This window comes from Streptomyces sp. NPDC048192, from assembly GCF_043202415.1.
Taxonomy (GTDB): Bacteria; Actinomycetota; Actinomycetes; order Streptomycetales; family Streptomycetaceae; genus Streptomyces.
Genome location: NZ_JBIDAL010000034.1, coordinates 1 through 22,457 on the forward strand (window position 1 = coordinate 1; position 22,457 = coordinate 22,457).

Below are 22,457 nucleotides of genomic sequence, written 5' to 3' on the forward strand. Positions count from 1 at the left end.
TGGGCAAGCTGCCGTACACCGCCATGGCGAACGCCATTTTCACGCACCCGTTGCTGGCGGAGGGCCTCAACAGCCTCTTCACGACGCTCGATGCCTAGTTGTTACTGGCCAGCACGTTGTTGACAGCGGTCAGAAGTCAGCTGTCCTGGCCGTGGGGTCAGCGCTGCCCGCTCAGGTGGTGTCAGTCACCGTGCGGGTATGCCCCGTCCCCGACCCGCAGTCATCCGGTCTTCGTTGCTCCTGGTGCCGGCGGTCTCTTGCGCCGGAAGCGGGCAGGTGTCGTGCCGAGATACGCCCGGAAGGCTCGTGAGAACGCGGACTCGGAGGAGTAGCCGACCTGGCTGGCGACACTCGCGACGGGTGCGTCGGTGGTGGTGAGCAGTTCCGCTGCGGCCATCAGCCGCGCCCGCGCAAGGAAGGCGCTCACGGTCGTCCCCGTGTCCCAGGTGAAGTGGCGCAGGAAGGTGGCGCGGGACATGGCGGCCGCGCGGCTGAGCCGTCCAATCGTCCAGTCGGCCCCTAGTAGGACTCCGTTAGGTCTGTGTCGATCTTGGTGTCGTGTGTTTCCTGCTGGGCAGGGGCTGGTGGCAGGTGGTGCAGATGCCGGTCCAGCACCTCAGGATGTCCTGGAGGGCGTCGAGGATCTGGTAGAGAGTGAGCCCGGTCCGGAGACTTTTGGGGCCAGCCGTTGTTCGGTGAGGAAGGCGTGGGCGGCGGTCACGAGTGTGACGTGGTGGTGCCAGCCCGGCCAGGAACGGCCTTCGAAGTGGTGCAGGCCCAGGCCGTGCTTGAGTTCTCGGTAGTCGTGTTCGATGCGCCAGCGGACCTTGGCCAGGCGGACCAGGTCGGCGATCGCCGTGTCGGCCGGCAGGCTGGACAGCCAGTAATCGGTGGGAGCTTCGGCCTCTTCGGGCCATTCGACCAGCAGCCAGCAGTCGGGCAGGATGCCGTCCCACCAGCCCTGCTCGGAGGAAGCAGCGGCCTTGATCGGACGCTCGACGGCCTTGCCGGCGGGGCGGACGCGCACGGCGGCGAAGCGGGACCGTAACTCCCCGCGCATGCCCTGCCGCCAGGCAACGGTGGTGAACGCCTGCGGCTCAAGACCGGCGGCCAGGGCCGCCACCGACGGTGCGGGCTGTCGATAGCGAGGCTGGGGCCAGCAGCCGATGGGTCCGTTGCGGTCCGGCGTCTCGGGCTCCGCGTCGAAGGGGTGGGCGGTCACATCCGCGCGGACGGCCAGCACGTAGTCGATTCCGCGGTCCGTCAGGGCGGCCCGCAGGTGTGCGTTGGTGCCGTAGGCGGCGTCGGCCACGACGACCGGCGGCCTCATTCCCCAGTCGGCCAGCGTGTCGAGCATGTCCAAAGCCAGCCGCCACTTCTCGCGGTGTGTGACCTCGGGCGGGACGCGGGTGGCCCTCCTGCGGTCGTCGTCCGCGTCCCATCCCCGAGGCAGGAAAAGCCGCCACTGCAGCGGGCAGGAGGCGGTGTCGGTCGCGGCGTGGACGCTGACTGCGACCTGGCAGTTGGCGCGTTTGCCCAGGGCTCCGCAGTACTGCGGGGCCACGGCGACCGACATTCTTCCGTCCTTGGGCACGGACACGTCGTCGATCACCCAGGCTGTCGGGTTGATGAGCGGGAGCATGCGTTCGCAGATCCGGCGCTGCACCGGCACGGGATCCCAGGTGGACTGGTTCACGAACTGCTGGAGGTTCTGCTCGTTGCCGTCCGGCAGCCGTGCGGCCATGGCCTGGATCGACTTGCGGCGGCCGTCCAGCATCAGTCCCCGCAGGTAGCAGTCGCCCTTGGCCCGCTGATCCTTGCGCGGCATCGAGGCGAACACATCAGCCACGTATAACGCCAACCTGGCCCGTACACGCTTTACTTCATGTGCATCCACACACCCAACATGCCCAGGAACAGCCCGAACCGGAAGACCTAACGGAGTCCTACTAGTCAGCCTGAGCGTCCTCGCCGAGATCGAACCGGGCCTGTTCAGCCAGCGCCGCCCGTAGCAGTCCTCCGTTCCAGGCCACCTGCCCGTCACGGCTGCCACAACGCAATCGCCGTCATGCGGAGCCACTGCATCGTTGCGACGAGTTCTTCGCCGAAGTCGTCGCAGAGCGCGAGCAACTCGCGGCCCATGGACGAGTCGAGCAGCCCTGCGGAATCGGGGAGAACCCCGAGAGCGCCGTGGCAGGCGGTCTCGACAGCGAGGTGGCGCGACGCGAAATAGCCCTCGCTCGCCCGATCCGCCAGGTCGGCGAGGTACTGGCGGTGGGCTTCCTCCGCGGGGTGAGAGTAGAAGGAGCCCTCGACGAGACCGTCGAGGTAATTCGCCAGGCCGGCCGAGGCTTCGACCATGCGCTCGACGTCGTCCACGCCAGGCTTGTCCAGCAGCTCGCCGAAGGCCAGCAGGTTGCTGATGGTCTCCAGCTGGAGGAGCTGGACCGTGTCCGGGTCGATTTCAGACGTGAAGAGCGGGGCCGTGCGCAGCTCGGCGATTGCTCGCCGGTATGCGAGATCCGACTGTTCACCTGCGGGTGATGCTGCCAGTCGGAACAGCGACTCCAGCACGGACTGGTCGACGCCCCACTCTGCATCCAATTCGAACGCGAGTATCGGCGCGCGCCACTGCCACAGGGCCAGGACGGCTGCCTGACGCTGGTGGACGGGCTTCAGGTCCGCCAATCGCTCGACCCGCACCACGTTCTTGTCTCCCCCCTTTACCGCGAGACACTGTAGAAGCCGCCGAAGGGCCATGTGACCGCCAGGACGGTGCCTGACCCAAGCCAACTGCGGGAATCGGCGTATCGGCTCAGAATCTCCTCTTGTCAGCGAGTCCGCTCCTGCCCGTACTGCCACAGGTGGGCCGGCGAGGGGATGGACACGTGCGCGGGCGGGCACAGGGTGCCCTGAAGAGGCGTTTCGCGCTTTGCGCGCCCGTCCCTAAGCGCAATGATCGCCGCAACAGCAGTGCGCAGCCCTCTGGCTGCCCGTTCGTTTAAGGGAGTGCTGCATGGCCACGGGCACAGTGAAGTGGTTCAACGCGGAAAAAGGCTTCGGCTTCATCCAGCAGGACGGCGGCGGCCCCGACGTGTTCGTGCACTACTCGGCCATCGCCACCACCGGCTACCGCGAACTGCAGGAAGGCCAGCGCGTCCGCTTCGACGTCACCCAGGGGCCCAAGGGCCCGCAGGCCGAGAACGCCACCCCGGCCTGAACGGGGCAAGCGGCCCCTTGGCACTCGTTGGGCTCGGAGGCGCTGATGTCGGCCAGCGCGGAGTCGGTGTCGCGTTCGACCACGAGGTCCCCGAGGGAGACGATGCCGACCGGCCGGCGGGCCTGTCCGCGCCCGGCCAGGCGGGCCGCCTGCGTCGGTGCCTGGTGCCCGGTGCCGTGGCGTGGATACCCGGTCTTCCGGGCGAACGCAGAGAAAATTACATCCCCAGTGACTCTGGTGCAGAGTTTGTTACATTCATGGAGTAACTATCTCTGCGATTCTGTGTAACTATTTCTGCATGGACCGTACGGAGCAGGTGGCTGTCCTCTCTGAAGCAGCTGCAGATCAGTGGGGTCTGGTGACGTCTGCGCAGGCCAAGGAACTGGGCGTCAACGGCGTGCAGCTGCTGCGACTGACGGAGGCCGGCCTGCTGTCGAACGTGGGCCGCGGCGTCTACCTGCTGACCGCCGTAGGCGTGCCGCCGCACCTAGATGTGAAGGTCGCCTGGCTACGTCTGCAGCCCAAAAAGTTTCTCTGGGAGCGTCCCGCCGGCGACCCGGACTCTGGTGTCGTCTCTCACGCTTCTGCCTGCCAGCTCCTGGACCTCGGAGACATCCCCCGCCCCCGAAGTAGAGATCAGCGTCCCGCGCCGGCGCACCACGACGGAGCCCTTCGTCCGCTTGCGTACCGCGAAGGTCGGGCCGACAGAGATCACCACAGTTGACGGCCTGCCCGTCACCACGGCCGTGCGTACCATCACCGACTTGCTGCGCGCTGGTGCTGACGGCGGACACATCGGCGGAGTCATCGCCGACGCCGAGCGTCGCGATCTGATCGCTGTGGACGACCTGGCGCAACGGGTTCAACCATTCGCCCGGAAGTACGGCCTGAAAGCCAGCGCCGCTGGATACGACCTGATCAGCCACCTCGTTGCGCAGGGCGGTGAAACTCTGCGTCGTCAGGAAGTTGACCGGGCAAGCCAGGAAGGATTCGATCAAGCCATCCACCTCCTGGCCGAACGCCCCGAACTCATCGAGCTCATGTGGGCGAGCCGGGCAGCTGCGCGCCAGCAAAGCACCCCGTTGCCTATTGCATCTGTGTTTGACCCTGCGTTGACGGAGTCGGTGCGGAAGATCACGCGGATGGATCCGGCGATGCAGGAGGCGATGCGGAAGGCGTTGCTGCCGATGACGGAGTCGGTCCGGGAGGCGTTGCTGCCGCTGATGGAGTCGGTGCGGAAGATCACGAAGACGGATCCGGCGCTCATGAGGTCGATTCGCAAGCTGTCACAGCAGGACGCGGCCATGAGCAAGGCGATCTGGAAGACTGCACAGCCGAACCTTGGCATCTGGCGCGCGGTTCAACACGCCGCCGCCCTGCCGCCCGCCACGTTCAAAGCCGTCGGGCAGGCAGACACTCCGAGTGAGCTGCTCTTGCTTTCGTGGAGTCCCTGAAGCCTGGGATACGATCCAGGCGTAAGGAGAACCACCAGCAGTGCCAGCACCCCGTAAGTACCCCGATGAACTCCGCGAGCGCGCCGTCCGCGAGGTCCGCTCGAGCGGCCGCCCGATCGCGCACGTAGCCCGCGACCTCGGCATCCACAAAGAGGCCCTGCGGTCCTGGGTCCGCCAGGCCGAGGCCGACGCAGGCGAGCGCGACGACCGCCTGACCAGCTCCGAACTGGAGGAGCTGAAACAACTCCGCAAGGAGAACGCCGAGTTGAGGCGAGCCAACGAGATCCTCAAAGCGGCCAGTGTGTTTTTTGCCCAGGAGATCGACCGTCCCCGGACGAGGCCGAGCAGGTGATCGACCACCTGCGCGACGGCTTCGGGGTCGATCCCGTCTGCCGGGTGCTTCAGCTGTCCCCATCGACGTACTTTGCGCGCAAGCAGCGGCCGAAATCGGCCCGCCGACTCCGCGACGAGGAGCTGATCCCGCTGGTCACAGCCGTGTGGGAGGACTCCGGTCGCACCTATGGCGCCCGCCGTGTCACCCGCGCCCTTATCCGCGCGGGGCACCGCGTCGCCCGCTGCACCATCGAGCGGCTGATGCGTGAGCTCGGCATCGAGGGCGTCATCCGCGGACAGCGCCGCCGCACCACTATCCCCGAGCCGGCCGCCCCGCGTCCGCCGGACCTGGTCAACCGTCGGTTCACCGCCGAGCGGCCCAACCAGCTGTGGCTGGCCGACCTCACCTACGTCCGCACCTGGTCGGGCTGGGTCTACGTCGCCTTCGTCCTGGACGCATACTCGCGCCGGATCGTGGGCTGGCAGGTTGCGAATCACATGCGTACAGACCTGCCGCTGGACGCGCTGGAGATGGCCCTGTGGCGGCAGAGGATCAAGAAGGACGCCGCTCTCATTCACCACAGCGACCGCGGGTCGCAATACGTGTCCATTCGCTACACAGAGCGATTGACCGAGGTCGGCGCCTCCGCGTCGGTCGGCTCCGTCGCGGACAGCTATGACAACGCGATGGCCGAGGCCCTGAACGGCACGTTCAAGGCCGAACTGATAGAGCATCAGGGGCCGTGGCGGGACTTCGACGAGGTCGAGCGGGCCGTGTTCCAGTGGGTCGCGTGGTACAACGGTGAACGGCTCCACTCCGCCCTCGGCTATGTGCCGCCCGACGAGTACGAACAGGCGTACTGGGCGCAACTGGAGGAAGCCCCGCAGACCGCTTGATCACACGATCGCGGACTCCACGAAATCCGGGGCAGCTCACGAGCTCGGCCCCCGAACAGGCAAGTCCCTCTGGTAACTCAGACGTACAAGGAACGGCCACGCCCAGTAGTAACCCTCATGAGTCGGACGGAACTCAGTGATCAGCGGGGGAGGGATCTGGCACGGCGAACTGACTGTTAATCAGCCTGGGCGTAGAGTCTGCGGATTAACGCCAGCACCCCAGGGGGGCGATCCGTGGGCAAGACCTATCGGACTCCGACGGCCTTCAGAACTGCTCTGAACCAGTCGGCTAAGAAGATGTCCAAGCAGACGGGCATGAACGTCGCTGACCTCATGCGGATCTTCTACTTCAATCGCCTCGCTGCCCGGGTTTTCACTCTGGATCCTGACGGCTGGCTCATCAAAGGCGGCCAGGCTCTCCTCGTGCGCTACCGGGGTGCGGCCCGTCTCAGCGGCGACATCGACCTGCAGACCGCTCAGCCCGGACTGACTCCGGACGAGGCACGCAAGCGCGTCCTGGAAGCCGCAGCCCACGACCTGGGCGATTTCCTTCGCTTCGCCCCCGGCAAGTACACCTCGGCGGCCGACCCAGCCCGCGGCGGCTCCCAGCACTTCCAGGTCTTCCTCGGGCCGACCCGCGTCGACAACGTCAAAGTCGACATCACGGTCCGCCGAACTCTCGCCGGCACCCCCGAAACCCGGCCCCTCGCCTCCGCCGTGGACCTGCCCTGGCCCATCGACTGGCCAACCGTGCGCCTCTACCCCCTCATCGACCACATCTCCGACAAGATCTGCGCCCTGTACGAACGACACGGAGACGGGGGCTCCAGCCGCTACCGCGACCTGGCCGACCTGCTCTTGATCAGCCAGCAGGAGACGGTCAACGGCCCTACGGCCTACCAAGCTGTACACCAGGAAGCCGAACTCAGGCGTCAACGAGGTATCGACCTCACCCTGCCCAAGAACTTCGAGGCCCCCGGAACGGCCTGGCACGACCACTACCCAACTGCTGCGGCACTGGTCATCGGGCTCCAGGGATGCCGCACCTTCCCGGAGGCAGCTCAAGCCGCCGAGGTCTTCCTCAACCCACTGCTCGACGGCAGCGTGCACGGGAACTGGGATCCCGCGAAGGCCGCCTGGCAGTAGCGCCCCCCACGAGCCTGGGTCGGCTCCTCACCCCGTATCGCCGACCCGCCGGGGCCCCTCCGATGCGTAGCCGCTCCAGCGCTCACGGGAGCGCGCGACAACGGGGCCGCGCGTGACGCCGGAGGGACAAGCCGCCCGGCCGGGGCAAAGGGAGTGCTGCTGCTGCAACTTGCCCTGAGTTCACCGTGGATGAGCGCAGATGGAGCATCTCCTGGGACCAAACTGTCCAAGATCTTGCGGGACCTCACACTGTCACTCGAAGACGGCCCACACGTTAGCCGCGCGGCTGAGAAGGTTTCTCTTGCCGCGCGGCTCTCCATGCGTCGTCTACAGGTGAAGGGCGGGTTCGTTGCCGGTTCTGCGGCCGCTCACAGGGAGCAGTTGAAGGCCCCGGACTGGCAGATGATCTGGTCGGCCCTGGCCCACTTGTCGTCGATGGCGGACTTGTACCAGGTGCCCTTATCCTTGACCTTCTGATCGGTCAGGGTGCCATTGGCGATACCGGCTGCGGTTCGCGCTCCTACGTTGGCGGCCATGGCCAGCATCTCGTCCCGCTTGATGCCGGTGTCCCTCCAAGTGGTCGGGATGACGAGTTCGGGCGCCTGGGCCTGGACGGCCTGCCAGACCTGGTCCGTCTGGTCGGGAGTGCGGTGGCCTTCGGTGTCGGCGAGTTGATAGGCGAACATACGGATGGCCAGGTCGTTGTTGGTCTGCAGGTCGGTCCACTGGTACGGGCCGAACAGGGCCGGGTGGGCGTTGCGGACCTGGTCGAAGGTGGCCTGCTTCATGTCGGCCATGCCGTAACTGGGACCGTCTGGGTTGCCGACCACGGGAAGAGAGTCCCACCAGCCGTTGACGGTGTCACCGCCGAGCGCGTGCCAGTGCTCCTGTTCGTTCCACAGCATGGTGAGCATCAGCCGCGGGTCGATTCCTGCCTCGTTGGCGTACTTCACGATGGCGGAGATGTAGGACTCGGGAGCGGGGTTGGTCGGGTTGGACGCGGTGCACTGGACCATGACGCTGCCCACGAAGCAGAACGAGGTTCCGTTGGTGGCCGCGGTTCCGATCTCCTGGCGGAAAGGGATGGGTGTCGTCGGGGTGGCGACGAGGGTGGGCAGGTTGTCGCGTACGCCGCCCGGGCCTGTGATGTTCGGGTCGTGCGTGTTTGCGCTGTCAGGCCCGGTCTGAGCGTTGCTGACCTCGGCGCCGGCGAGGTGGACGCGGTTGGCCGTGTGATGTCCGGCGGTGGTGGTGAACGTGCCGGTGGCGTGCAGCACCAGGCCGGTCGCGACGATGGCGGCGGCGGCCAGAAGCGCGGCCAGGGCACGCCAGGAGTAGCGGTGCACGCGTGTGGTCAGAGCCTTCACGAAAGTCTCCTCGGATGTTGGGTTGATGTCATGGCTGGTTGGGCTTCGGGGTTGGCAGGGGGGCGGGTCACGTCAGGGGTGTGCGGGGTTGTGCGCAGACCGGAAGGGCATGGCGGGTTCGGGTCAGTACCAGTGGTGGGTCTGCCAGAAGGCCCAGGCCGCGCAGGCGCCGCCGTAGCGGGTGGTGACGTAGGCGCGCATCCAGCGCAGCTGGGTGACCGGGTTGGTGCGCCAGTCGGAGCCGTAGCGGGCCATCTTCGAGCCGGGCAGGGCCTGGGCGAGGCCGTAGGCGCCGGAGGCGGGGTTGGCGGCGGTCGTCTTCCAGGCGGACTCGCGGGCGATGATGTACGCCGCGCACGCGTACTGGCTGCCGAAGACGCCGGCGGCGGCCGCGCGGACGGACCCGGCGGTGGGTGCGGCGGCACGTGCGGTGACGGGCACGGCGGCGGGTGCCGTAGGGCGGTGATCAGTCGCCTGGATGATGCGGTGCAGTGCCGCAGGGCGGCGGTAGCCGTCGACGAGGGAGGCCGGGGGGAGAGAGGCGGTGCGCACCCGGGTGCCGGGGTGGGCGGCCTCGATGACACGTCCCTGCCCGGCGTAGAGCTGGACGTGTCCGTACCCGGCGGTGAACACCAAGTCTCCCGGCCGGAGTTGGCTGCGGGCGATGCGCACACCTGCCCGGGCCTGGGCGGCGGTGGTGCGGGGCAGCATGACGCCGGCGGCGCGCCAGGCGGCCTGGACCAGCCCGGAGCAGTCGTACGCGCCGTCTCCCGAGCCGCCCCACCGGTAGGGCAGACCGAGCTGCCGGCGGGCGAACGCCACGGCCGCGGCGGCGCCCGGTGCGGCCGGTGCGGCGTGATGGCGCCGGGGGTGGCCGCTGCCGGGGCCGGCGGCCGGGCGGGCGGACGCGGGAACGTTCAGGCGCCCGCCGGCGTAGATCAGTGAAGACGTCCCGAGGTGGTTGGTGTGTTGCAGCGCCGCGACGGTCGTGCCGTAGCGGCGGGCCAGGCTCCACAGAGTGTCGCCGGGCCGCAGCCGGATGGTGCGGGCGGTGTGGTGCGTGACGGGCCGGGCGGCGCTCCGGGATGCCGCGTGCGGCCTGCCGACGGCCGGGGCCGGGTGGTCCGCACGCAGGGCGGCCGGCGCCGACGCGTCCGGGCGGGCCGGGAGGCGGATCGGTGCGGCGGCGGGCCGGGCGGCGGAGGCATCGTGCGGGCCCGGGCACACGGTGACCGCGGCCAGCAGGGCCAGCACGGCGGCCAGCAGCCCCGTCAGCACGCGAAGGGGCAGTCCCCGTCCGGCGGGGGCCGTGTGGGTGCCTGAGGTCATGGCGCATCTCCCGGAGCATCGGGTCGGCGGAAGCGGTGGTGACCTCAGTGCACGGCCTGGATTGTTGACCTGCCAGGGACATTTGTTGACCAGTTGGCTGCCGCATGACCGACGCGGAGAACCGCTGGCAGCACGCCCGGCGTGGGCCGATGATGGATATCTCGCCGCACTGGTGCCGGGGTGGGGACGAAGCAGACGAGTATCGGGGGGTTCCACGATGGGCAGGCGTGAGGCGCCGATTCCGGAGGGGCCGTTACACGACTTCGCGCAAGGACTGCGCGATCTGAGGGCTTCGGCTCCGGGGAAGCCGACCTACCGGGAGCTGGAACGCCGGGCCCGCTATTCCCACTCGGCGCTGTCGGACGCGGCAGCCGGCCGCCGATTGCCGACCTGGGCCATCACCAAGGCGTTCGTGGAGGCCTGCGAAGGAGATGTCGACGAATGGCAGCGACGTTGGCAGGAACTGCGTGACGTCCTCCTGGCCACCGATCCGGGACTGGCCGCCGAAACCGACGACCCGGACAGCCCGGACGCACCACGGGGATCACACGCCCGACCTGAGCCGGAAGGGGCCCCGGCCCCGGCTGCCGACCCCGGCTTGGAGCCGCCCGCAGACCGCAAGACCGGCGCTGCCCCGCCGAGCAGCCCGGCCGCGGCGCCCCTGACCGCCACCGACCCCACACGGATCGGGCCGTTCCGCTTGCTGGGGCGTCTGGGCGGGGGCGCGATGGGACAGGTGTACCTGGGAGCCTCCAAGGCGGGCCGTCCGGTTGCGGTCAAAGTCATCCGCGCCCATCTGGCTGAGGACCCTGATTTCCGCCGCCGGTTCGCCGCCGAGGTCGCCGCGGCCCGCAGCGTCCAGGGGGCTTACACACCCGCGGTCGTGGACGCCGACCCCCAGGCCGCGCAGCCCTGGATGGCCACCACCTACATTGCTGGCCCTTCTCTGAGCGAAGCCGTCGACAGAGGCGGTCCTCTGCCGCCCGCGGCCGTCGCCGGCCTGGCCGCCGGCATCGCCGAGGCCCTGCGGGCCATCCATGCGGCCGGGGTGCTCCACCGTGACCTCAAGCCCGCCAACGTGCTCCTGGACGCGGACGGACCCAAGGTCATCGACTTCGGCATCGCCCGTTCACTGGACGCCTCCCGGCTCACTCAGACCGGCGCCCAGCTGGGCACCATCCCCTTCATGGCCCCCGAGCAGGCCGACGGCCGACCCGTCACCGGCGCCGCGGATGTCTTCTCCCTCGGCTCCCTGCTCGCCTACGCCGCCACCGGGATCGCCCCATTCGGCGACGGCTCTAGCGGCCAAGTCCTGTACCGCATCGTCCACTGCGACCCCGATCCAGCCGCTCTGGCCTGCGAGGACAACAATCTCCGGGTCTTGATCAAGGCGTGCTTGGACAAGGACCCCGACCGCCGCCCCACCCCCGAGCAGATCATCGACGCCTGTACCGACCGCCACGAGGGTCTGTGGCTGCCTGCCGCCCTCGCGGCCCAGGTCGCAGCCCGCCGCGACGAGGCCTCCGCCCTGCTGGCCAAGGAAGCCACCCGGCGCACCGTAATCCGCGTCAAGATGAGTGTCGTTCCGCTGCTGCTCGCCGTCGCCGTCATCGTGGCCGCTGTCCTCGCCAGCCCCGGCCGGACCTCTCCCGACAGCAGTCTCCAGCCGAGCGACGGTCCCGTGCCCTCAGCCGTCTCACCCTTGCCCATCCACAGCGGCACCGCATCCTCCCGCACTGCTGTCCCACCCACCAACACACCGGCACAGCAGGCGCAGAACCCCTCGCTCAGCACCAACGCCTCCTCGGCCACACAACCCCACGGAGGCCCACCAGGCGATGCAGGAGAGACCGGCAACACATCGGCCCGGCCGAAGACCTTCCGGTCCGGCGCTCCGCGCCTCCTCGGCACCCCGGACTTCGACGGCTACTGCCGGGCCACGGGCCAAGGACCGGTGCGGCTCACCGCAAACAACGCCTACGGCTGGCGCTGCAGCGCCGACAACGGCACCGGAGACGACGCCGAAGCCGTATGCGCCTGGACCTACCACACCAGCACCGACCAGGTCACCAACCGCGTCACCGACTTCAACGACCCCCACACCTGGCAGTGCTGGCACGCCACCCGCGAACTTGGCCCTCTTGACTTCAACGCCTACTGCACCGCCACGGGACACCCCGGCGCCACCTACACCTCCGGACGCTACGCCTACGGCTGGTACTGCACCGGCAGCTCCACCGCAATCGACACCCAGGCCGCCTGCCAGACCATCTACCACAGCACGCCGCCGGTCAGCCGGTTCCAGAACTTCTACGACAAGGACTCCTGGCAGTGCTGGGGCTGAGGGCGGCACGCCGCGTCGGAGGTCTGTTCCCGCGCGGTCACGGTTGCCTCTGATACCGGCGTCTTGGGGTCCGGATGGATAGCGCAGACCGCGCAGAGTCCGCACCTCTCGTCTTCAGTCTGGCCGCCGCAGCCCTCGGCTCGGTCCTTCGGGCCGCAGCGTGTACGCGAATGTCTGGTGCCGCTCGTGACCTTGTGGGATCCTGCAAGGTTCGGCCAGCGAAGGCCGCTCGTGGAGGGGAGAGCAGGGTGGAAGAGAACGGGCACACCGCGGGATCGCATGACATGCAGCAGTCGGCCGTTCCACCCAGGCCGACCGTACCGCCTCAGCCCGTGGTGCCGCCGGCGCCGCGTGGCCGGTGGCGTGGCTTGATCGCCGGACGCTCACGTGCGGCCGTGGCGGGCATCGCGGTTCTGGTGGCCGGGGGGCTGGCGGGGGCGGGCTTTGCCTTGGCCGGAGCGGTTGGTTCGGACAGGGTGGACATGGACTCGGACCGGGCGTTTTCCTCGGCCGCCGAGGTACGGGGGGCGCTGCCGGAAGGCCCGCAGATGCCAAAAGGCTGGCAGGTGGGCGATCGTGCGCAGGCAGCGGCGAGCAAGCCGAGCGACTGCGACACGGCGGAGTGCCGGGGCATGCTCTTTTACGGCGGTGACAGCTTCGGCGACCGTCGTAGCGGTGAGGAGCTGCGGTTCACGCTCATGGCCTTCCGTGACCGCACCAGTGCCGTGAAGGCCTTCAAGGTGGTGACGGCCGCTTTGGACAAGGACTCGGTCACCCGTGTGACGCCGCCTGATGTGGGAGCGGAGTCGGTGGCCGGCGACGTCGTTGACGGCGGGACCGGTCACGGCACTCAGTTGTTCATGCGCGTGGGCACCGCCATCGCGGGCGTGCTCTACGGCGGCTCCGGCAGCGGGCAGCTTGATCCGCACCTGCTCGGTGATCAAGCGCGGATGTTCGCTGATCGCATCGCCCACGCCGAGGACTGACGCCTTCGGCCATCGCCCCACAACCGTCGTGACCTGAAGAAGGGCCGGCCCTCGCGCAGGGCCGGCCCTGATGTTCGTCAGCTCCCACTTGGTCTCATTGGGACCACGAGGTGGCCTTCCAGTAGATGTCGTGCTGTGCCGGATCGGTTCTGATCACCTGCAGGTAGACCACGTGCGGATCCGGGGCGGCGGTCACCAGACAGAACTTGTCGCCTGCTTTGATCTGGGAGAACTTCAAGTCGTTGGCCGTCGGGTTCTGCTCGGCCGTGGCCTGGCAGGACTGGGCGTCGGTCGGCGGGGTGGTGAGGCGGGCGAACTTCTCGTCCGTGGGGACGGTCACGACCGGTTGATCATTGTTACAAGCGGTGTAGAACAGATCGTCCCAGGTGGAGGTGTCCTGCTCGGAGTTCAGTCCGGACTCAACGGTGGGGTGTTGGCCTGCGAAGCCCACGCCCGTGATGTCGATGCAGGAGCTGAGGTTCGCTCCACGCAGGGTGAACGGCGCGTCGGTGTACTCCGCGGTCGCGGTGGGATCTGACGCGGCCCCAGGGGGTGTGCTCTGCGTGGCGGCCTCAGGGGAGGTCCGGGTAGCGGCACTCACCGGTGGGGAGGTGGTGGTCGGCGCGCCGTCGGCGTGGGAGTCCTGGGAGCGTCCGGTGAGGGTGACGATCAGGACGCTGCCCAGCGTCACGGCCGTCACGGTGGCCGCGGCCAGGATCCACAGGAACCTCCGGCTGGTACCTCCGCCCGCCGGGGCGGGAGGCGACACGGGCGGGGGAGGGTAGTCCCCGTGCCCGGTGGTGCCCGGCGCGGTCAGCCGCTCAAGGTGATGCGTGTACTCCCCGCCTGCGCCGGCAGGGGCTTCGGCCGGCACCGAGTCAGCGGCAACAGCGAGAGCAGCCGTCTCGGCGCGGGCCAGGTCACTGCGGACCCGGTCGACTTCTTGTGCCGCCGCCTGGCGCTGCTGGACCAACTCCTCACGCCGCCGTGTCAGACGCTGCACCTCGCCCGCAGCCTCCTGCAGCGCCGACTCGTCCACCAGGGTGCCGGCGGCCTGCTGCGTCTGCAGCCGTTCCAAACGCTCCCGCACCACCTGCAGTTCATAGGTAGTGGTTGAGAGCTGGCCACTGACGGAACGCAGCGCCATGGTCACCTTGAACAGCTCAAGCATCTGCCGGTGCATGGTGCTGGTTGGTTTGGCATTTGGATCCTGTGCGCTGGAACCGAGCATGCGCCCGTATGCGGCGTAGACGGCGTCGGCCGCCGCCTGGGACAAACCCGCACGGTCCTGGGCCTCTCCGACCAGCGCGTCCACGAAGGCCAGGGAAGGCAGCTGCTTGCCCGTGCTGACCTTGGAGACCATGCCGTCACCGAAGCGGTGCGCAGCCTCGAAGGCATTCGTCGTCAGCCCCGTGCTCGCAAAGAGCCGACCGACCAGCTGGGCGAAGCCCTCACGGGTGTCGTCCGCGGGCAGCCGCACCTCCAGCTCCCCCTCAACCTTTTCGGCATCGCCCGCAGACGTCCCTGGGCCCTGGCCCGTTCCCTGATCGTCTTCGGGGCGGAAGCCGGGAGAGGGTCTCTGAGAAGTCACTGGTGCTCACCATCACCGTGATAGGGGCCAACAGGCTGGAAAACAACGTTGGTTGGTGCAGATGCTCATCATCGCGTGCCCGGCGCACGGTGAGAAGTGCAAGCCGCCGCACGGCGGCTCAACCATCTCACCCTTCTTCTCCGGGAGACCGCTATGCCTGCTGCACGCCACGCCTGCCCCCAGTCCTGCGGTGCCTACTCCCTCGTCTGCCTGTGGGACGAACTGCTCATCCACTGCCCCGACCCGCGCACCGCCGTCAACTTCCTCGCGGCCCGGACCGGGATCCCGGCAGGCCGCCTCCACCAGGCCCGGCGCATACGCAACATGTGCGCACACCCCGCCCGCGGCCGCGCCACCCCCCACCAGATCGCCACCGCAATCGGCATCGCCCACCAAGCCCTCGCCGCCCTTCACTGATCACCGCAGCGGCTCCTGCCTGTCGCCGAGAGCCGCTATGGCACCGGGTAGTCGGAGACCGTCTGCCTGGGTGCCTTCCCGCAGGGCCTGGGAGATCGAACAGCTGTCCTCCTCGCCGGCGCGGGGGTGTTCCGTTGAGGATGACGGCGCGCGCTACGGCCGCCTGATCCTCCCCGCCGACGCGGGGGTGTTCCGTACTGATCAAGGTCGGCACGAGGCCGGGCATGTCCTCCCCGCCGACGCGGGGGTATTGACGCTAGTTTTGTGGTCTCGGTTGCCTCCGCCAGCGTGCCCCGAGAGAGGCGGAGGACTGCCGACGCGGCTCGGTTCAAGTCGCGGAACCTCCCGATAGGGTGGCGGCCGGCCTTTGAGCGGAAAGGGTCGGCCGCAACCGGGACGGGTGGAGGAAGCAGCTGTGACCGACCGCGTTCAGTCGGAGGGTGCGTCGATCCTGCGAGGACCATCCGTCAATTCCGTCATCCACCACTGTCCATCTGCATCTCGGAACCTGACCTCCACCTTCGCGGCACCGGGGGCGTGAGTCAGGTGCTGTCCATGTTCATCGAGAAGCCAGACTGCGGTAGTCATCACGGCGTTCGGATCCAGCTGCTTTTGCTGAGTGCGCTGCATCGCCCTGGTCACGTTCGGGTTGACCGTCCACGAGCGCCACGGCCCGGGTTCGTCCGCACGTACGTCCATGAGTTGCACATTGCTGATGGGGCGGCTGCTGCGGTTTTGGACGCGGATCAGTAGGGACCAAGCGTTGCCGCCGACGCCCAGGTGAACAGCCTCAGCCTCGCGAAGTGCTGCGGCCTGCGCTTCGATCCTCTCCTCCTGCTCCTTTGCGTCATGCCTGGCTATCTGCTGGCGAGTTAGCTCGTTGGCCTCTCTTGCCGCGTCAGCCTGCTCTTTGGCGTGTGAAGCTGAGTCCTTGGCGGTCTTGGCTTGATGCATGCTGATGGCAGCGGCGCCGACCGACACGACGACCGCGGCAAGGGCAATCCAGTCTCCTGCGTCCATGGCAGGACGCTAGTCTGCGGGACTGACAGCTTCCGCGGGGTAAAGCCTTTCCCGCACACCTGATCCGAGGTCTCTCCGAGCCTCTGATTAAGCCCCGAAGCCGGGTGAAGGTCGAACTACCTCTTGCTGCCCGGCCATTCCTGGCCTGCGCCGGTAGGCTGGCTGGCGGCTTCGGTTGCTGCGGGCTCGGGGCTGGTTGCTGGTCAGGCTGGGGTGTGGGGTACGGCTTGGGCCAGTGGGCCGAGGTTGCCGTACAGGGCGGCGTGGAGTGCGGCGGCGAGTTCCCGGGCCCGGTGCTCGTGCTCCAGGTCGTACCAGGCGAAGTAGACAGGCCCGCAGGAGGAGTCCGGGCGGATCTCGCGGGAGCGGATCAGGTGGAGGGTCGCGCGGCAGATGGCGTCGTAGACCGCGTTGCTGATGGCGTGCGCGGGGGCCGTGAGCGCGTCGGGCTTGACCGTCCACCGCTGGGCCTGGCACTCGATGGCGACGAACACGGCATGCTGCTCCTTGGCCGCCTTGTAAGCGGCGTTGTAGGCGGCCGTGGCCGATGCGTCCGGGATCAGCTCGGCGGGACACGGGGTGGGCAGCGGCTCCATGAGGGGCATCGTGCCAGGCCGAAGCGGAGGCTGGTCGCTTCGACAGTGATGCGTGCGCGTGACGTTCCCGTGGCGCTCAGGTCTCGACCCCGGGCATCGGCATCATGGCGATCATGAGGGTATGCGTTCGGCGCGCGGCATGCGCTGACAGCGATTCTCGCGCAGACAGGTCATGCGGTGCAGGTTGACCGTGAGAGGGAGAGGTGCAGGTCAGGCCGTTTCCGTGAAGGCGCCGTCGTGTTTGGTCTAGCAAGATGCCGCCTCGGTCAAAGCGGTTTCCAGCGCTTCGCGGATGCTGTCGTCGAGCTTCTTGCTGTGCACCCAGTCGACGATCTGTTCGGCGACATCCCGCAGTTTGGTGTTGGTTCGCTGCGAGACTTTCCGCAGCACGTCAAAGCCCTGCTCGGGGCGGAGACCGCCGAGTGAGATGACCACGCCGCTGGCCTGGTCGATCACCGCGTGGGAGCTGACGGCTTTCTGCAACTGGCCGATCTCCTCTTGCAGTTGCCTGATCCGCTGGGCGAACTGGTCGCGCCCTGCCAACGCTTCTGCGTCTGGCAGCAGGTGGGCGTTCTGCCTGCACTCCGTCATGATCACATCCCGGCCTGGTCTCCCGCGCTCCGCTGTTGCAGCTGGCGCGCGTGTGCGAGGGCAGCACTGCCACTCCTATCCCGGATGGCGTTCAGCATGCCGATGGCTGCTGCGGGCCGTGAGGGCGACGGTGCCTCGGGTGGCGCGGACCTAGGTGATGGTCCTGCCCTCGGGGAAGGACCAGTCCCGGTCGGCTTCGTGGATACCGGCTGGCTGCTAGGTCACCGGGACGGAGCCCCTCTGTCTCACCGTCGCTGGAGTCTGTCAGCGGTCGACCATGCCGCTGCCGGTGGGGCGTCGATGGCTCCTGGCCTTCGAGGGGGGAAGGCCAGGAGCCACCTGCCGTGACAGGGGCGGTCACCGGAACCAGCGGTTCCCCATCCCCACGCCGGCGAGAACTGGGACCGCACGACACTCCGATGCACGCGTGTCGCCTCGACCAACGCGCGGCATCCGGTGCGGTCACGGTGTCGTCAACCAGGTCGCTTTCCAACCGGCGGTGCCTTTCAGGCCGGCCGATTCAGCCCGAACAAGGTGGTGGTCCCGGTCAGGGTGAGCAGGCGCATCACGACCGGCGTCTTCACCTCGGTCAGATGGAAGGAGACCCCCCGCCGCAGGGCCGATTCCCGCGCCTCTATCAGGGCCCCCAGCCCCGAGCAGTCGCAGAAGGCCACCTGGGACATGTCCACCACCAGGTGTTGCACCTGCGCCGCCTGCAGGCAGCGGACGACGGTCTTGTGCAGGTCCTCGACGGAGCCGAGATCCATCTCGCCGAAGGCTGCCACCGTGATCGTGTCGCCTTCGTCGGTGATGGCGGACCGGAACCGCTGGAAGTCGTTCATGCCCGCTCACTTTCCATGGACCGGCCGATACGGGAACGCACCGTCTCATGGGACAGCCCCACCAGCCGGCCGATCCTCCGCAGTCCCCAGCCCCGCCGGGCCGCCGCCGTCATCGACGCGTCGATGGCGGTCTCCACCACCTGGCCCAGTTCGTCCCGCAAGCGGGCTGCCAGCCTCAGCCTCGCCTCGGGCGACAACCGCCGAAGGCTGCCGCAGAACCGTTCTACCTGAGCCACCAGCGAATCGATCTCGGGACGTCCATCCATGGCCCTCGCCTGCCGCACAACCCGGAGTGTCTAACAGATTGACAGTAAGAGGTCGGGTAGTCCATGGCCCTTCGCAGCTTTGAAAACGTCCTGATCTGCTGATTCCGCAGGTCAGGAGGCGATTTCGGGCACAGAGGGCGGCTTTCCGCGGTTCCGGCCCGGAGCATCACCCGTGTGAGAGGGGCTCGGGCGGTGGTGAGGTGCTTGGGGGGGAACCCTCGGCGTGGCCGGACCGGGAGTGGTCCGGCATCGGCGCACAGTGGAGCGACACAGCCGGGCCGCCGGGGCCCGGCCGCCGGGGAAACGAGGGGAGACGGCTGGTGACGGACACGGACGGCCGGACGGGCGAGCAGCTCGCCGAGAAGCTGCTCTCAGGCGTGGGCGACGAACGGATGCGGGCGGCGACCCGGCTGCTCGGCGCTCACCGGGACGGCTACTGGCTGCGGCGCCTGCTCGCCGAGGAGGCCGACCTTTCGCGATCTGCCGGCCAGCCGGTCATCGACCGCAGCCAAGCGCCATCGGTCGACTGGGACGCGATCGGCGACCTGTTGCTGTCCCGCTCCGGTGCGCTGAAGGCGTCCGTCAGCGAGATGGCCATCCTGGAGGTCGCCGTGTCGCTCGTGGTCCCGTTGCGGGTACAGCTCGGCACGGTGATCCAGGTGGTGGACGACAACGAGTTCCGGCTGATTCAGCGGGCCCTCGAAGAAGCCCGCTGACGGGCCGGCCGGTTGGTGCTCTGCCGACGCACCGCACCGATGCGCACCCGCACGCGCACGGCGATCCGCAGCGAGGCGCTGGGCTGCCCAGTGCTCGGTGGCCCGACGCCCGCCCCTCCGAGATGATTATGCAGAGATAGTTACATCCCTAGGAACCTGAGTGCAGAGTTTGTTACACCAATGGAGTAACTAACTCTGCGATCCTGTGTAACTATTTCTGCATGGACCGTACGGAGCAGGTGGCTGCTCTTTCTGGAGCCGCTGCAGATCAGTGGGGCTTGGTGACGGCCGCGCAGGCCAAGGAGCTGGGCATCAATGGCGTGCAACTGCTGCGGCTGACGGAGGCCGGCCTCCTGTCGAACGTGGGCCGCGGCGTTTACCAGCTGACCGCCGCAGGCGTACCGCCCCACTTGGAGGTGAAGGTCGCCTGGCTGCGCCTGCAGCCCAAACGATTCCTATGGGATCGGCCCGTCGGTGACCCGGACTCCGGCGTCGTCTCCCACGCCTCCGCCTGCCAGCTGCTGGACCTCGGGGACATTCCCGCCCCGGACGTAGAGATCAGTGTCCCGCGCCGACGGACCACCACCGAACCGTTCGTCCGCCTGCGTACCGCGCAGGTCGCAACGACAGAGATCACCACAGTCGACGGCCTGCCCGTCACCACAGCCATGCGCACCATCGCCGACCTGCTGCACAGCGGTGCCGATGGCGGACACATCGGCGGAGTCATCGCCGACGCCGAACGCCGCGACCTGATCAATGTCGACGACCTGGCAGAACAGGTCCAGCCGTTCGCCCGGAAGTACGGCCTGAAAGCCAGCGCCACCGGATACGACCTGATCAACCACCTCGTCGCGCAGGCAGGCGAAAGTCTGCGCCGCCAGGAAGTCGACCGGGCAAGCCAGGAAGGATTCGATCAAGCCGTCCACCTTCTCGCCGAACGCCCTGACCTCATCGAGCTCATGTGGGCGACACGGGCAGCAGCGCGCCAACAAGACAACCCGCCGCCAACCGCATCTGTGCTTGACCCCGCATTGATGGAGGTGATCCGGAAGAGTCTGCAGCCGGACCCGGCGGTCACCGAGTCGATCCGGAAGCTGTGGCAGCCGGACCCGGCGGTCACCGAGGCGATCCGGAAGACGTTGCAGCCCAACGCTGCGTTGACGGAGTCGATCCGGAAGCTGTGGCAGCCGGACCCGGCGGTCACCGAGGCGATCCGGAAGATGCTGCAGCCCAACTTCGCCATCGCAGAAGCGATGCAGAAGATGATGCAGCCGGACCCCGGCATCGGCCGTGCCGTTCGGAACGTTGCAGCCCTCCCGCCCGGCATGCTGAAGGCCTTCGGGCAAGCGACCGTCCCTGCCCCGGCTGCCAAACGCACTAGTCCTTCCCCTCGCCCCTCGGACGGGGAAGGCGGTGCGATCTCTGGTGATGGCGCTCAGGAACTGGATGGCACCAGCAGCCAGGGACCGGAGAAATCTGACAGCCAGCCAGGCTGATGTCGATCATTTGGGCGTAGAGTCTGCGGATCACCGGCAGCGTGCCAGGGGGGCGATCCGTGGGCAAGACCTATCGGACTCCGACGGCCTTCAGAACTGCTCTGAACCAGTCGGCTAAGAAGATGTCCAAGCAGACGGGCATGAACGTCGCTGACCTCATGCGGATCTTCTACTTCAATCGCCTCGCTGCCCGGGTTTTCACTCTGGATCCTGACGGCTGGCTCATCAAAGGCGGCCAGGCTCTCCTCGTGCGCTACCGGGGTGCGGCCCGTCTCAGCGGCGACATCGACCTGCAGACCGCTCAGCCCGGACTGACTCCGGACGAGGCACGCAAGCGCGTCCTGGAAGCCGCAGCCCACGACCTGGGCGATTTCCTTCGCTTCGCCCCCGGCAAGTACACCTCGGCGGCCGACCCAGCCCGCGGCGGCTCCCAGCACTTCCAGGTCTTCCTCGGGCCGACCCGCGTCGACAACGTCAAAGTCGACATCACGGTCCGCCGAACTCTCGCCGGCACCCCCGAAACCCGGCCCCTCGCCTCCGCCGTGGACCTGCCCTGGCCCATCGACTGGCCAACCGTGCGCCTCTACCCCCTCATCGACCACATCTCCGACAAGATCTGCGCCCTGTACGAACGACACGGAGACGGGGGCTCCAGCCGCTACCGCGACCTGGCCGACCTGCTCTTGATCAGCCAGCAGGAGACGGTCAACGGCCCTACGGCCTACCAAGCTGTACACCAGGAAGCCGAACTCAGGCGTCAACGAGGTATCGACCTCACCCTGCCCAAGAACTTCGAGGCCCCCGGAACGGCCTGGCACGACCACTACCCAACTGCTGCGGCACTGGTCATCGGGCTCCAGGGATGCCGCACCTTCCCGGAGGCAGCTCAAGCCGCCGAGGTCTTCCTCAACCCACTGCTCGACGGCAGCGTGCACGGGAACTGGGATCCCGCGAAGGCCGCCTGGCAGTAGCGCCCCCCACGAGCCTGGGTCGGCTCCTCACCCCGTATCGCCGACCCGCCGGAGCTCCTCGATGCGCAGCCAAGGGCGTAAGCGAGCAGAAGTGCTGTGCCGAGGCTGTGCAGGAGGACGGTCCTTATTGGCCGGCGCGTCAAGGCAGCGGGGCTTTCGGCCGTGTCCCGATCAGCGTCGCTTGCGGCAGGGAAGCGGCAGCTGTCAGCAGTACGTGGACCGTGAATCGCAGAGCGTTCCCCGGGGTGCTGATGTCCAGATGCTGCAGCATGACCGTGACCCAGGTGAGGAAGCCGACGGTGACCGCGAGGTGGTTTCCGCGGATCCTGACCAGCCTGAGGCCCGCCCACAGGGCGAGCGGGTACAAGGCGATGACCGCTGCGTCGGCGGCCCAGTAGTAGGGGACGCCGGCCAGCGGGTTGCGGTCACTGTCCGCGGAGGTCAGGTGATCGAGCAGCGCCTCCAGAGCATCGAGGAGCTTCCAGGATCCGAACGTGACGACGGCGACCACAGCGGTGGTTTTCGCGACGCGTATCAGGTAGGCCATGCCGTCGATCGTCCTCTGCTCGTGGAGTGGTCTGGTATCCGTACGCCTACTCAAAGCCCCGGTGTGCGGGCTGATCCGCAGCATCACCGTCGCCCCTCACGCCCGCGGCCAGGGCATGGGCCTGGAAGGGGGGGGCGTGAAACGTCGTACGAGGAAACCCGCCCGGACACCACCTGGCTCCGGGTCCAGACGGCATTCCTGCAGTTCCCCGACTGAGCTATCGAGGATCTCTAGTGTGCTGCGCCAGAAATCACGAGGGTTAGTTGGTACCTTCTTTCCGTGGCGCATCGAGGTCCTGCTGCTGTGGAGATCGTTCTTTCCGAGG

At 68.0% G+C, this 22,457-nt stretch carries 23 protein-coding genes; 11 read left to right on the forward strand and 12 right to left on the reverse strand.

Annotated elements, in window-relative coordinates; translation table 11 throughout:
• Positions 1 to 220: 220 nt before the first annotated feature.
• The 3 genes from ACGFZN_RS39440 to ACGFZN_RS39450 all read right to left on the reverse strand — a co-directional run bounded on the left by ACGFZN_RS39440 (position 221) and on the right by ACGFZN_RS39450 (position 2,706).
• A complete protein-coding gene (locus ACGFZN_RS39440; protein WP_393863333.1) occupies positions 221 to 505 on the reverse strand; it encodes a helix-turn-helix domain-containing protein in 285 nt (94 codons plus the stop codon).
• A 111-nt stretch (positions 506 to 616) separates the two neighbouring features.
• A complete protein-coding gene (locus ACGFZN_RS39445; protein WP_393863312.1) occupies positions 617 to 1,897 on the reverse strand; it encodes an IS701 family transposase in 1,281 nt (426 codons plus the stop codon).
• A gap of 143 nt (positions 1,898 to 2,040) precedes the next feature.
• Positions 2,041 to 2,706: a hypothetical protein gene (locus ACGFZN_RS39450; protein ID WP_393863313.1), complete on the reverse strand. Its 666-nt coding sequence runs from the start codon at positions 2,704 to 2,706 to the stop codon at positions 2,041 to 2,043.
• A gap of 310 nt (positions 2,707 to 3,016) precedes the next feature.
• Between ACGFZN_RS39450 and ACGFZN_RS39455 the strand changes: the two genes are divergently transcribed.
• From ACGFZN_RS39455 to ACGFZN_RS39475, 5 genes are all read left to right on the forward strand, one after another.
• Complete coding sequence (locus ACGFZN_RS39455) at positions 3,017 to 3,220, forward strand: cold-shock protein (protein ID WP_393863314.1); 204 nt, start codon at positions 3,017 to 3,019, stop codon at positions 3,218 to 3,220.
• Between the two features lie 298 nt (positions 3,221 to 3,518).
• Entirely contained in the window at positions 3,519 to 3,944 is a 426-nt protein-coding gene (locus ACGFZN_RS39460) for a type IV toxin-antitoxin system AbiEi family antitoxin domain-containing protein (RefSeq protein ID WP_393863315.1), read from the forward strand.
• Positions 3,901 to 4,674, forward strand: a complete 774-nt coding sequence (locus tag ACGFZN_RS39465; RefSeq protein ID WP_393863316.1) for a hypothetical protein — start codon at positions 3,901 to 3,903, stop codon at positions 4,672 to 4,674. The genes ACGFZN_RS39460 and ACGFZN_RS39465 overlap by 44 nt, the downstream gene beginning before the upstream one ends.
• A 40-nt stretch (positions 4,675 to 4,714) precedes the next feature.
• A protein-coding gene (locus tag ACGFZN_RS39470; RefSeq protein WP_393863317.1) for an IS3 family transposase occupies positions 4,715 to 5,904 on the forward strand; the annotation gives its coding sequence in 2 pieces (ribosomal slippage) (positions 4,715 to 4,979 and positions 4,979 to 5,904; 1,191 coding nt in all).
• A gap of 297 nt (positions 5,905 to 6,201) precedes the next feature.
• Positions 6,202 to 7,050, forward strand: a complete 849-nt coding sequence (locus ACGFZN_RS39475) for a nucleotidyl transferase AbiEii/AbiGii toxin family protein (protein WP_393863318.1) — start codon at positions 6,202 to 6,204, stop codon at positions 7,048 to 7,050.
• Between the two features lie 368 nt (positions 7,051 to 7,418).
• On the opposite strand, the gene ACGFZN_RS39480 is transcribed toward ACGFZN_RS39475, so the two are convergent.
• Entirely contained in the window at positions 7,419 to 8,417 is a 999-nt protein-coding gene (locus ACGFZN_RS39480) for a hypothetical protein (RefSeq protein ID WP_393863319.1), read from the reverse strand.
• Between the two features lie 123 nt (positions 8,418 to 8,540).
• Complete coding sequence (locus ACGFZN_RS39485) at positions 8,541 to 9,746, reverse strand: NlpC/P60 family protein (protein ID WP_393863320.1); 1,206 nt, start codon at positions 9,744 to 9,746, stop codon at positions 8,541 to 8,543.
• Between the two features lie 217 nt (positions 9,747 to 9,963).
• On the opposite strand from ACGFZN_RS39485, the gene ACGFZN_RS39490 reads away from it, so the two are divergent.
• Together ACGFZN_RS39490 and ACGFZN_RS39495 are read left to right on the forward strand one after the other, a co-directional pair.
• Entirely contained in the window at positions 9,964 to 12,090 is a 2,127-nt protein-coding gene (locus tag ACGFZN_RS39490; RefSeq protein WP_393863321.1) for a serine/threonine-protein kinase, read from the forward strand.
• Positions 12,091 to 12,485: 395 nt separating this feature from the next.
• Entirely contained in the window at positions 12,486 to 13,076 is a 591-nt protein-coding gene (locus tag ACGFZN_RS39495; RefSeq protein ID WP_393863322.1) for a hypothetical protein, read from the forward strand.
• A gap of 94 nt (positions 13,077 to 13,170) precedes the next feature.
• Here ACGFZN_RS39495 and ACGFZN_RS39500 read toward each other — a convergent pair whose 3' ends face one another.
• A complete protein-coding gene (locus ACGFZN_RS39500; RefSeq protein ID WP_393863323.1) occupies positions 13,171 to 14,556 on the reverse strand; it encodes a hypothetical protein in 1,386 nt (461 codons plus the stop codon).
• A gap of 264 nt (positions 14,557 to 14,820) precedes the next feature.
• On the opposite strand from ACGFZN_RS39500, the gene ACGFZN_RS39505 reads away from it, so the two are divergent.
• Positions 14,821 to 15,084 (forward strand): hypothetical protein, encoded by a 264-nt coding sequence (locus ACGFZN_RS39505; RefSeq protein WP_393863324.1) that lies wholly within the window; start codon positions 14,821 to 14,823, stop codon positions 15,082 to 15,084.
• Between the two features lie 429 nt (positions 15,085 to 15,513).
• Here ACGFZN_RS39505 and ACGFZN_RS39510 read toward each other — a convergent pair whose 3' ends face one another.
• From ACGFZN_RS39510 to ACGFZN_RS39530, 5 genes are all read right to left on the reverse strand, one after another.
• A complete protein-coding gene (locus ACGFZN_RS39510; protein ID WP_393863325.1) occupies positions 15,514 to 16,104 on the reverse strand; it encodes a hypothetical protein in 591 nt (196 codons plus the stop codon).
• 203 nt (positions 16,105 to 16,307) lie between these two features.
• Complete coding sequence (locus ACGFZN_RS39515) at positions 16,308 to 16,700, reverse strand: hypothetical protein (RefSeq protein ID WP_393863326.1); 393 nt, start codon at positions 16,698 to 16,700, stop codon at positions 16,308 to 16,310.
• 246 nt (positions 16,701 to 16,946) lie between these two features.
• A complete protein-coding gene (locus ACGFZN_RS39520; protein ID WP_393863327.1) occupies positions 16,947 to 17,291 on the reverse strand; it encodes an ANTAR domain-containing protein in 345 nt (114 codons plus the stop codon).
• A 506-nt stretch (positions 17,292 to 17,797) separates the two neighbouring features.
• Positions 17,798 to 18,133 carry an STAS domain-containing protein gene (locus ACGFZN_RS39525; protein ID WP_393863328.1) on the reverse strand — a complete coding sequence of 112 codons (336 nt, stop codon included), beginning with the start codon at positions 18,131 to 18,133 and terminating at the stop codon, positions 17,798 to 17,800.
• Positions 18,130 to 18,399 (reverse strand): hypothetical protein, encoded by a 270-nt coding sequence (locus tag ACGFZN_RS39530; protein ID WP_393863329.1) that lies wholly within the window; start codon positions 18,397 to 18,399, stop codon positions 18,130 to 18,132. Before ACGFZN_RS39530 ends, ACGFZN_RS39525 begins: the two co-directional genes overlap by 4 nt.
• Positions 18,400 to 18,719: 320 nt before the next feature.
• Here ACGFZN_RS39530 and ACGFZN_RS39535 point away from each other — a divergent pair, with 320 nt between their 5' ends.
• The 3 genes from ACGFZN_RS39535 (at position 18,720) to ACGFZN_RS39545 (ending at position 21,585) form a co-directional block, all read left to right on the forward strand.
• The gene (locus tag ACGFZN_RS39535) at positions 18,720 to 19,115 is read left to right on the forward strand and encodes a hypothetical protein (RefSeq protein WP_393863330.1); all 396 of its coding nucleotides are present in this window, start codon (positions 18,720 to 18,722) and stop codon (positions 19,113 to 19,115) included.
• 221 nt (positions 19,116 to 19,336) lie between these two features.
• Complete coding sequence (locus ACGFZN_RS39540; RefSeq protein WP_393863331.1) at positions 19,337 to 20,614, forward strand: type IV toxin-antitoxin system AbiEi family antitoxin domain-containing protein; 1,278 nt, start codon at positions 19,337 to 19,339, stop codon at positions 20,612 to 20,614.
• A gap of 122 nt (positions 20,615 to 20,736) precedes the next feature.
• Complete coding sequence (locus ACGFZN_RS39545; RefSeq protein ID WP_393863318.1) at positions 20,737 to 21,585, forward strand: nucleotidyl transferase AbiEii/AbiGii toxin family protein; 849 nt, start codon at positions 20,737 to 20,739, stop codon at positions 21,583 to 21,585.
• Positions 21,586 to 21,724: 139 nt separating this feature from the next.
• Here ACGFZN_RS39545 and ACGFZN_RS39550 read toward each other — a convergent pair whose 3' ends face one another.
• The gene (locus ACGFZN_RS39550) at positions 21,725 to 22,132 is read right to left on the reverse strand and encodes a hypothetical protein (protein WP_393863332.1); all 408 of its coding nucleotides are present in this window, start codon (positions 22,130 to 22,132) and stop codon (positions 21,725 to 21,727) included.
• Between the last annotated feature and the right edge of the window lie 325 nt (positions 22,133 to 22,457).

What these genes read in the sequence shown, in the direction of transcription:
- ACGFZN_RS39490 (WP_393863321.1), top strand. Translation starts at nt 9,964, where the DNA reads ATGGGCAGGCGTGAGGCGCCGATTCCGGAGGGGCCGTTACACGACTTC.
- ACGFZN_RS39455 (WP_393863314.1), top strand. Translation starts at nt 3,017, where the DNA reads ATGGCCACGGGCACAGTGAAGTGGTTCAACGCGGAAAAAGGCTTCGGC.
- ACGFZN_RS39545 (WP_393863318.1), top strand. Translation starts at nt 20,737, where the DNA reads ATGTCCAAGCAGACGGGCATGAACGTCGCTGACCTCATGCGGATCTTC.
- ACGFZN_RS39475 (WP_393863318.1), top strand. Translation starts at nt 6,202, where the DNA reads ATGTCCAAGCAGACGGGCATGAACGTCGCTGACCTCATGCGGATCTTC.
- ACGFZN_RS39550 (WP_393863332.1), bottom strand. Translation starts at nt 22,132, where the DNA reads ATGGCCTACCTGATACGCGTCGCGAAAACCACCGCTGTGGTCGCCGTC.
- ACGFZN_RS39505 (WP_393863324.1), top strand. Translation starts at nt 14,821, where the DNA reads ATGCCTGCTGCACGCCACGCCTGCCCCCAGTCCTGCGGTGCCTACTCC.
- ACGFZN_RS39515 (WP_393863326.1), bottom strand. Translation starts at nt 16,700, where the DNA reads ATGGAGCCGCTGCCCACCCCGTGTCCCGCCGAGCTGATCCCGGACGCA.
- ACGFZN_RS39520 (WP_393863327.1), bottom strand. Translation starts at nt 17,291, where the DNA reads ATGACGGAGTGCAGGCAGAACGCCCACCTGCTGCCAGACGCAGAAGCG.
- ACGFZN_RS39525 (WP_393863328.1), bottom strand. Translation starts at nt 18,133, where the DNA reads ATGAACGACTTCCAGCGGTTCCGGTCCGCCATCACCGACGAAGGCGAC.
- ACGFZN_RS39510 (WP_393863325.1), bottom strand. Translation starts at nt 16,104, where the DNA reads ATGGACGCAGGAGACTGGATTGCCCTTGCCGCGGTCGTCGTGTCGGTC.
- ACGFZN_RS39485 (WP_393863320.1), bottom strand. Translation starts at nt 9,746, where the DNA reads ATGACCTCAGGCACCCACACGGCCCCCGCCGGACGGGGACTGCCCCTT.
- ACGFZN_RS39530 (WP_393863329.1), bottom strand. Translation starts at nt 18,399, where the DNA reads ATGGATGGACGTCCCGAGATCGATTCGCTGGTGGCTCAGGTAGAACGG.
- ACGFZN_RS39540 (WP_393863331.1), top strand. Translation starts at nt 19,337, where the DNA reads ATGGACCGTACGGAGCAGGTGGCTGCTCTTTCTGGAGCCGCTGCAGAT.
- ACGFZN_RS39460 (WP_393863315.1), top strand. Translation starts at nt 3,519, where the DNA reads ATGGACCGTACGGAGCAGGTGGCTGTCCTCTCTGAAGCAGCTGCAGAT.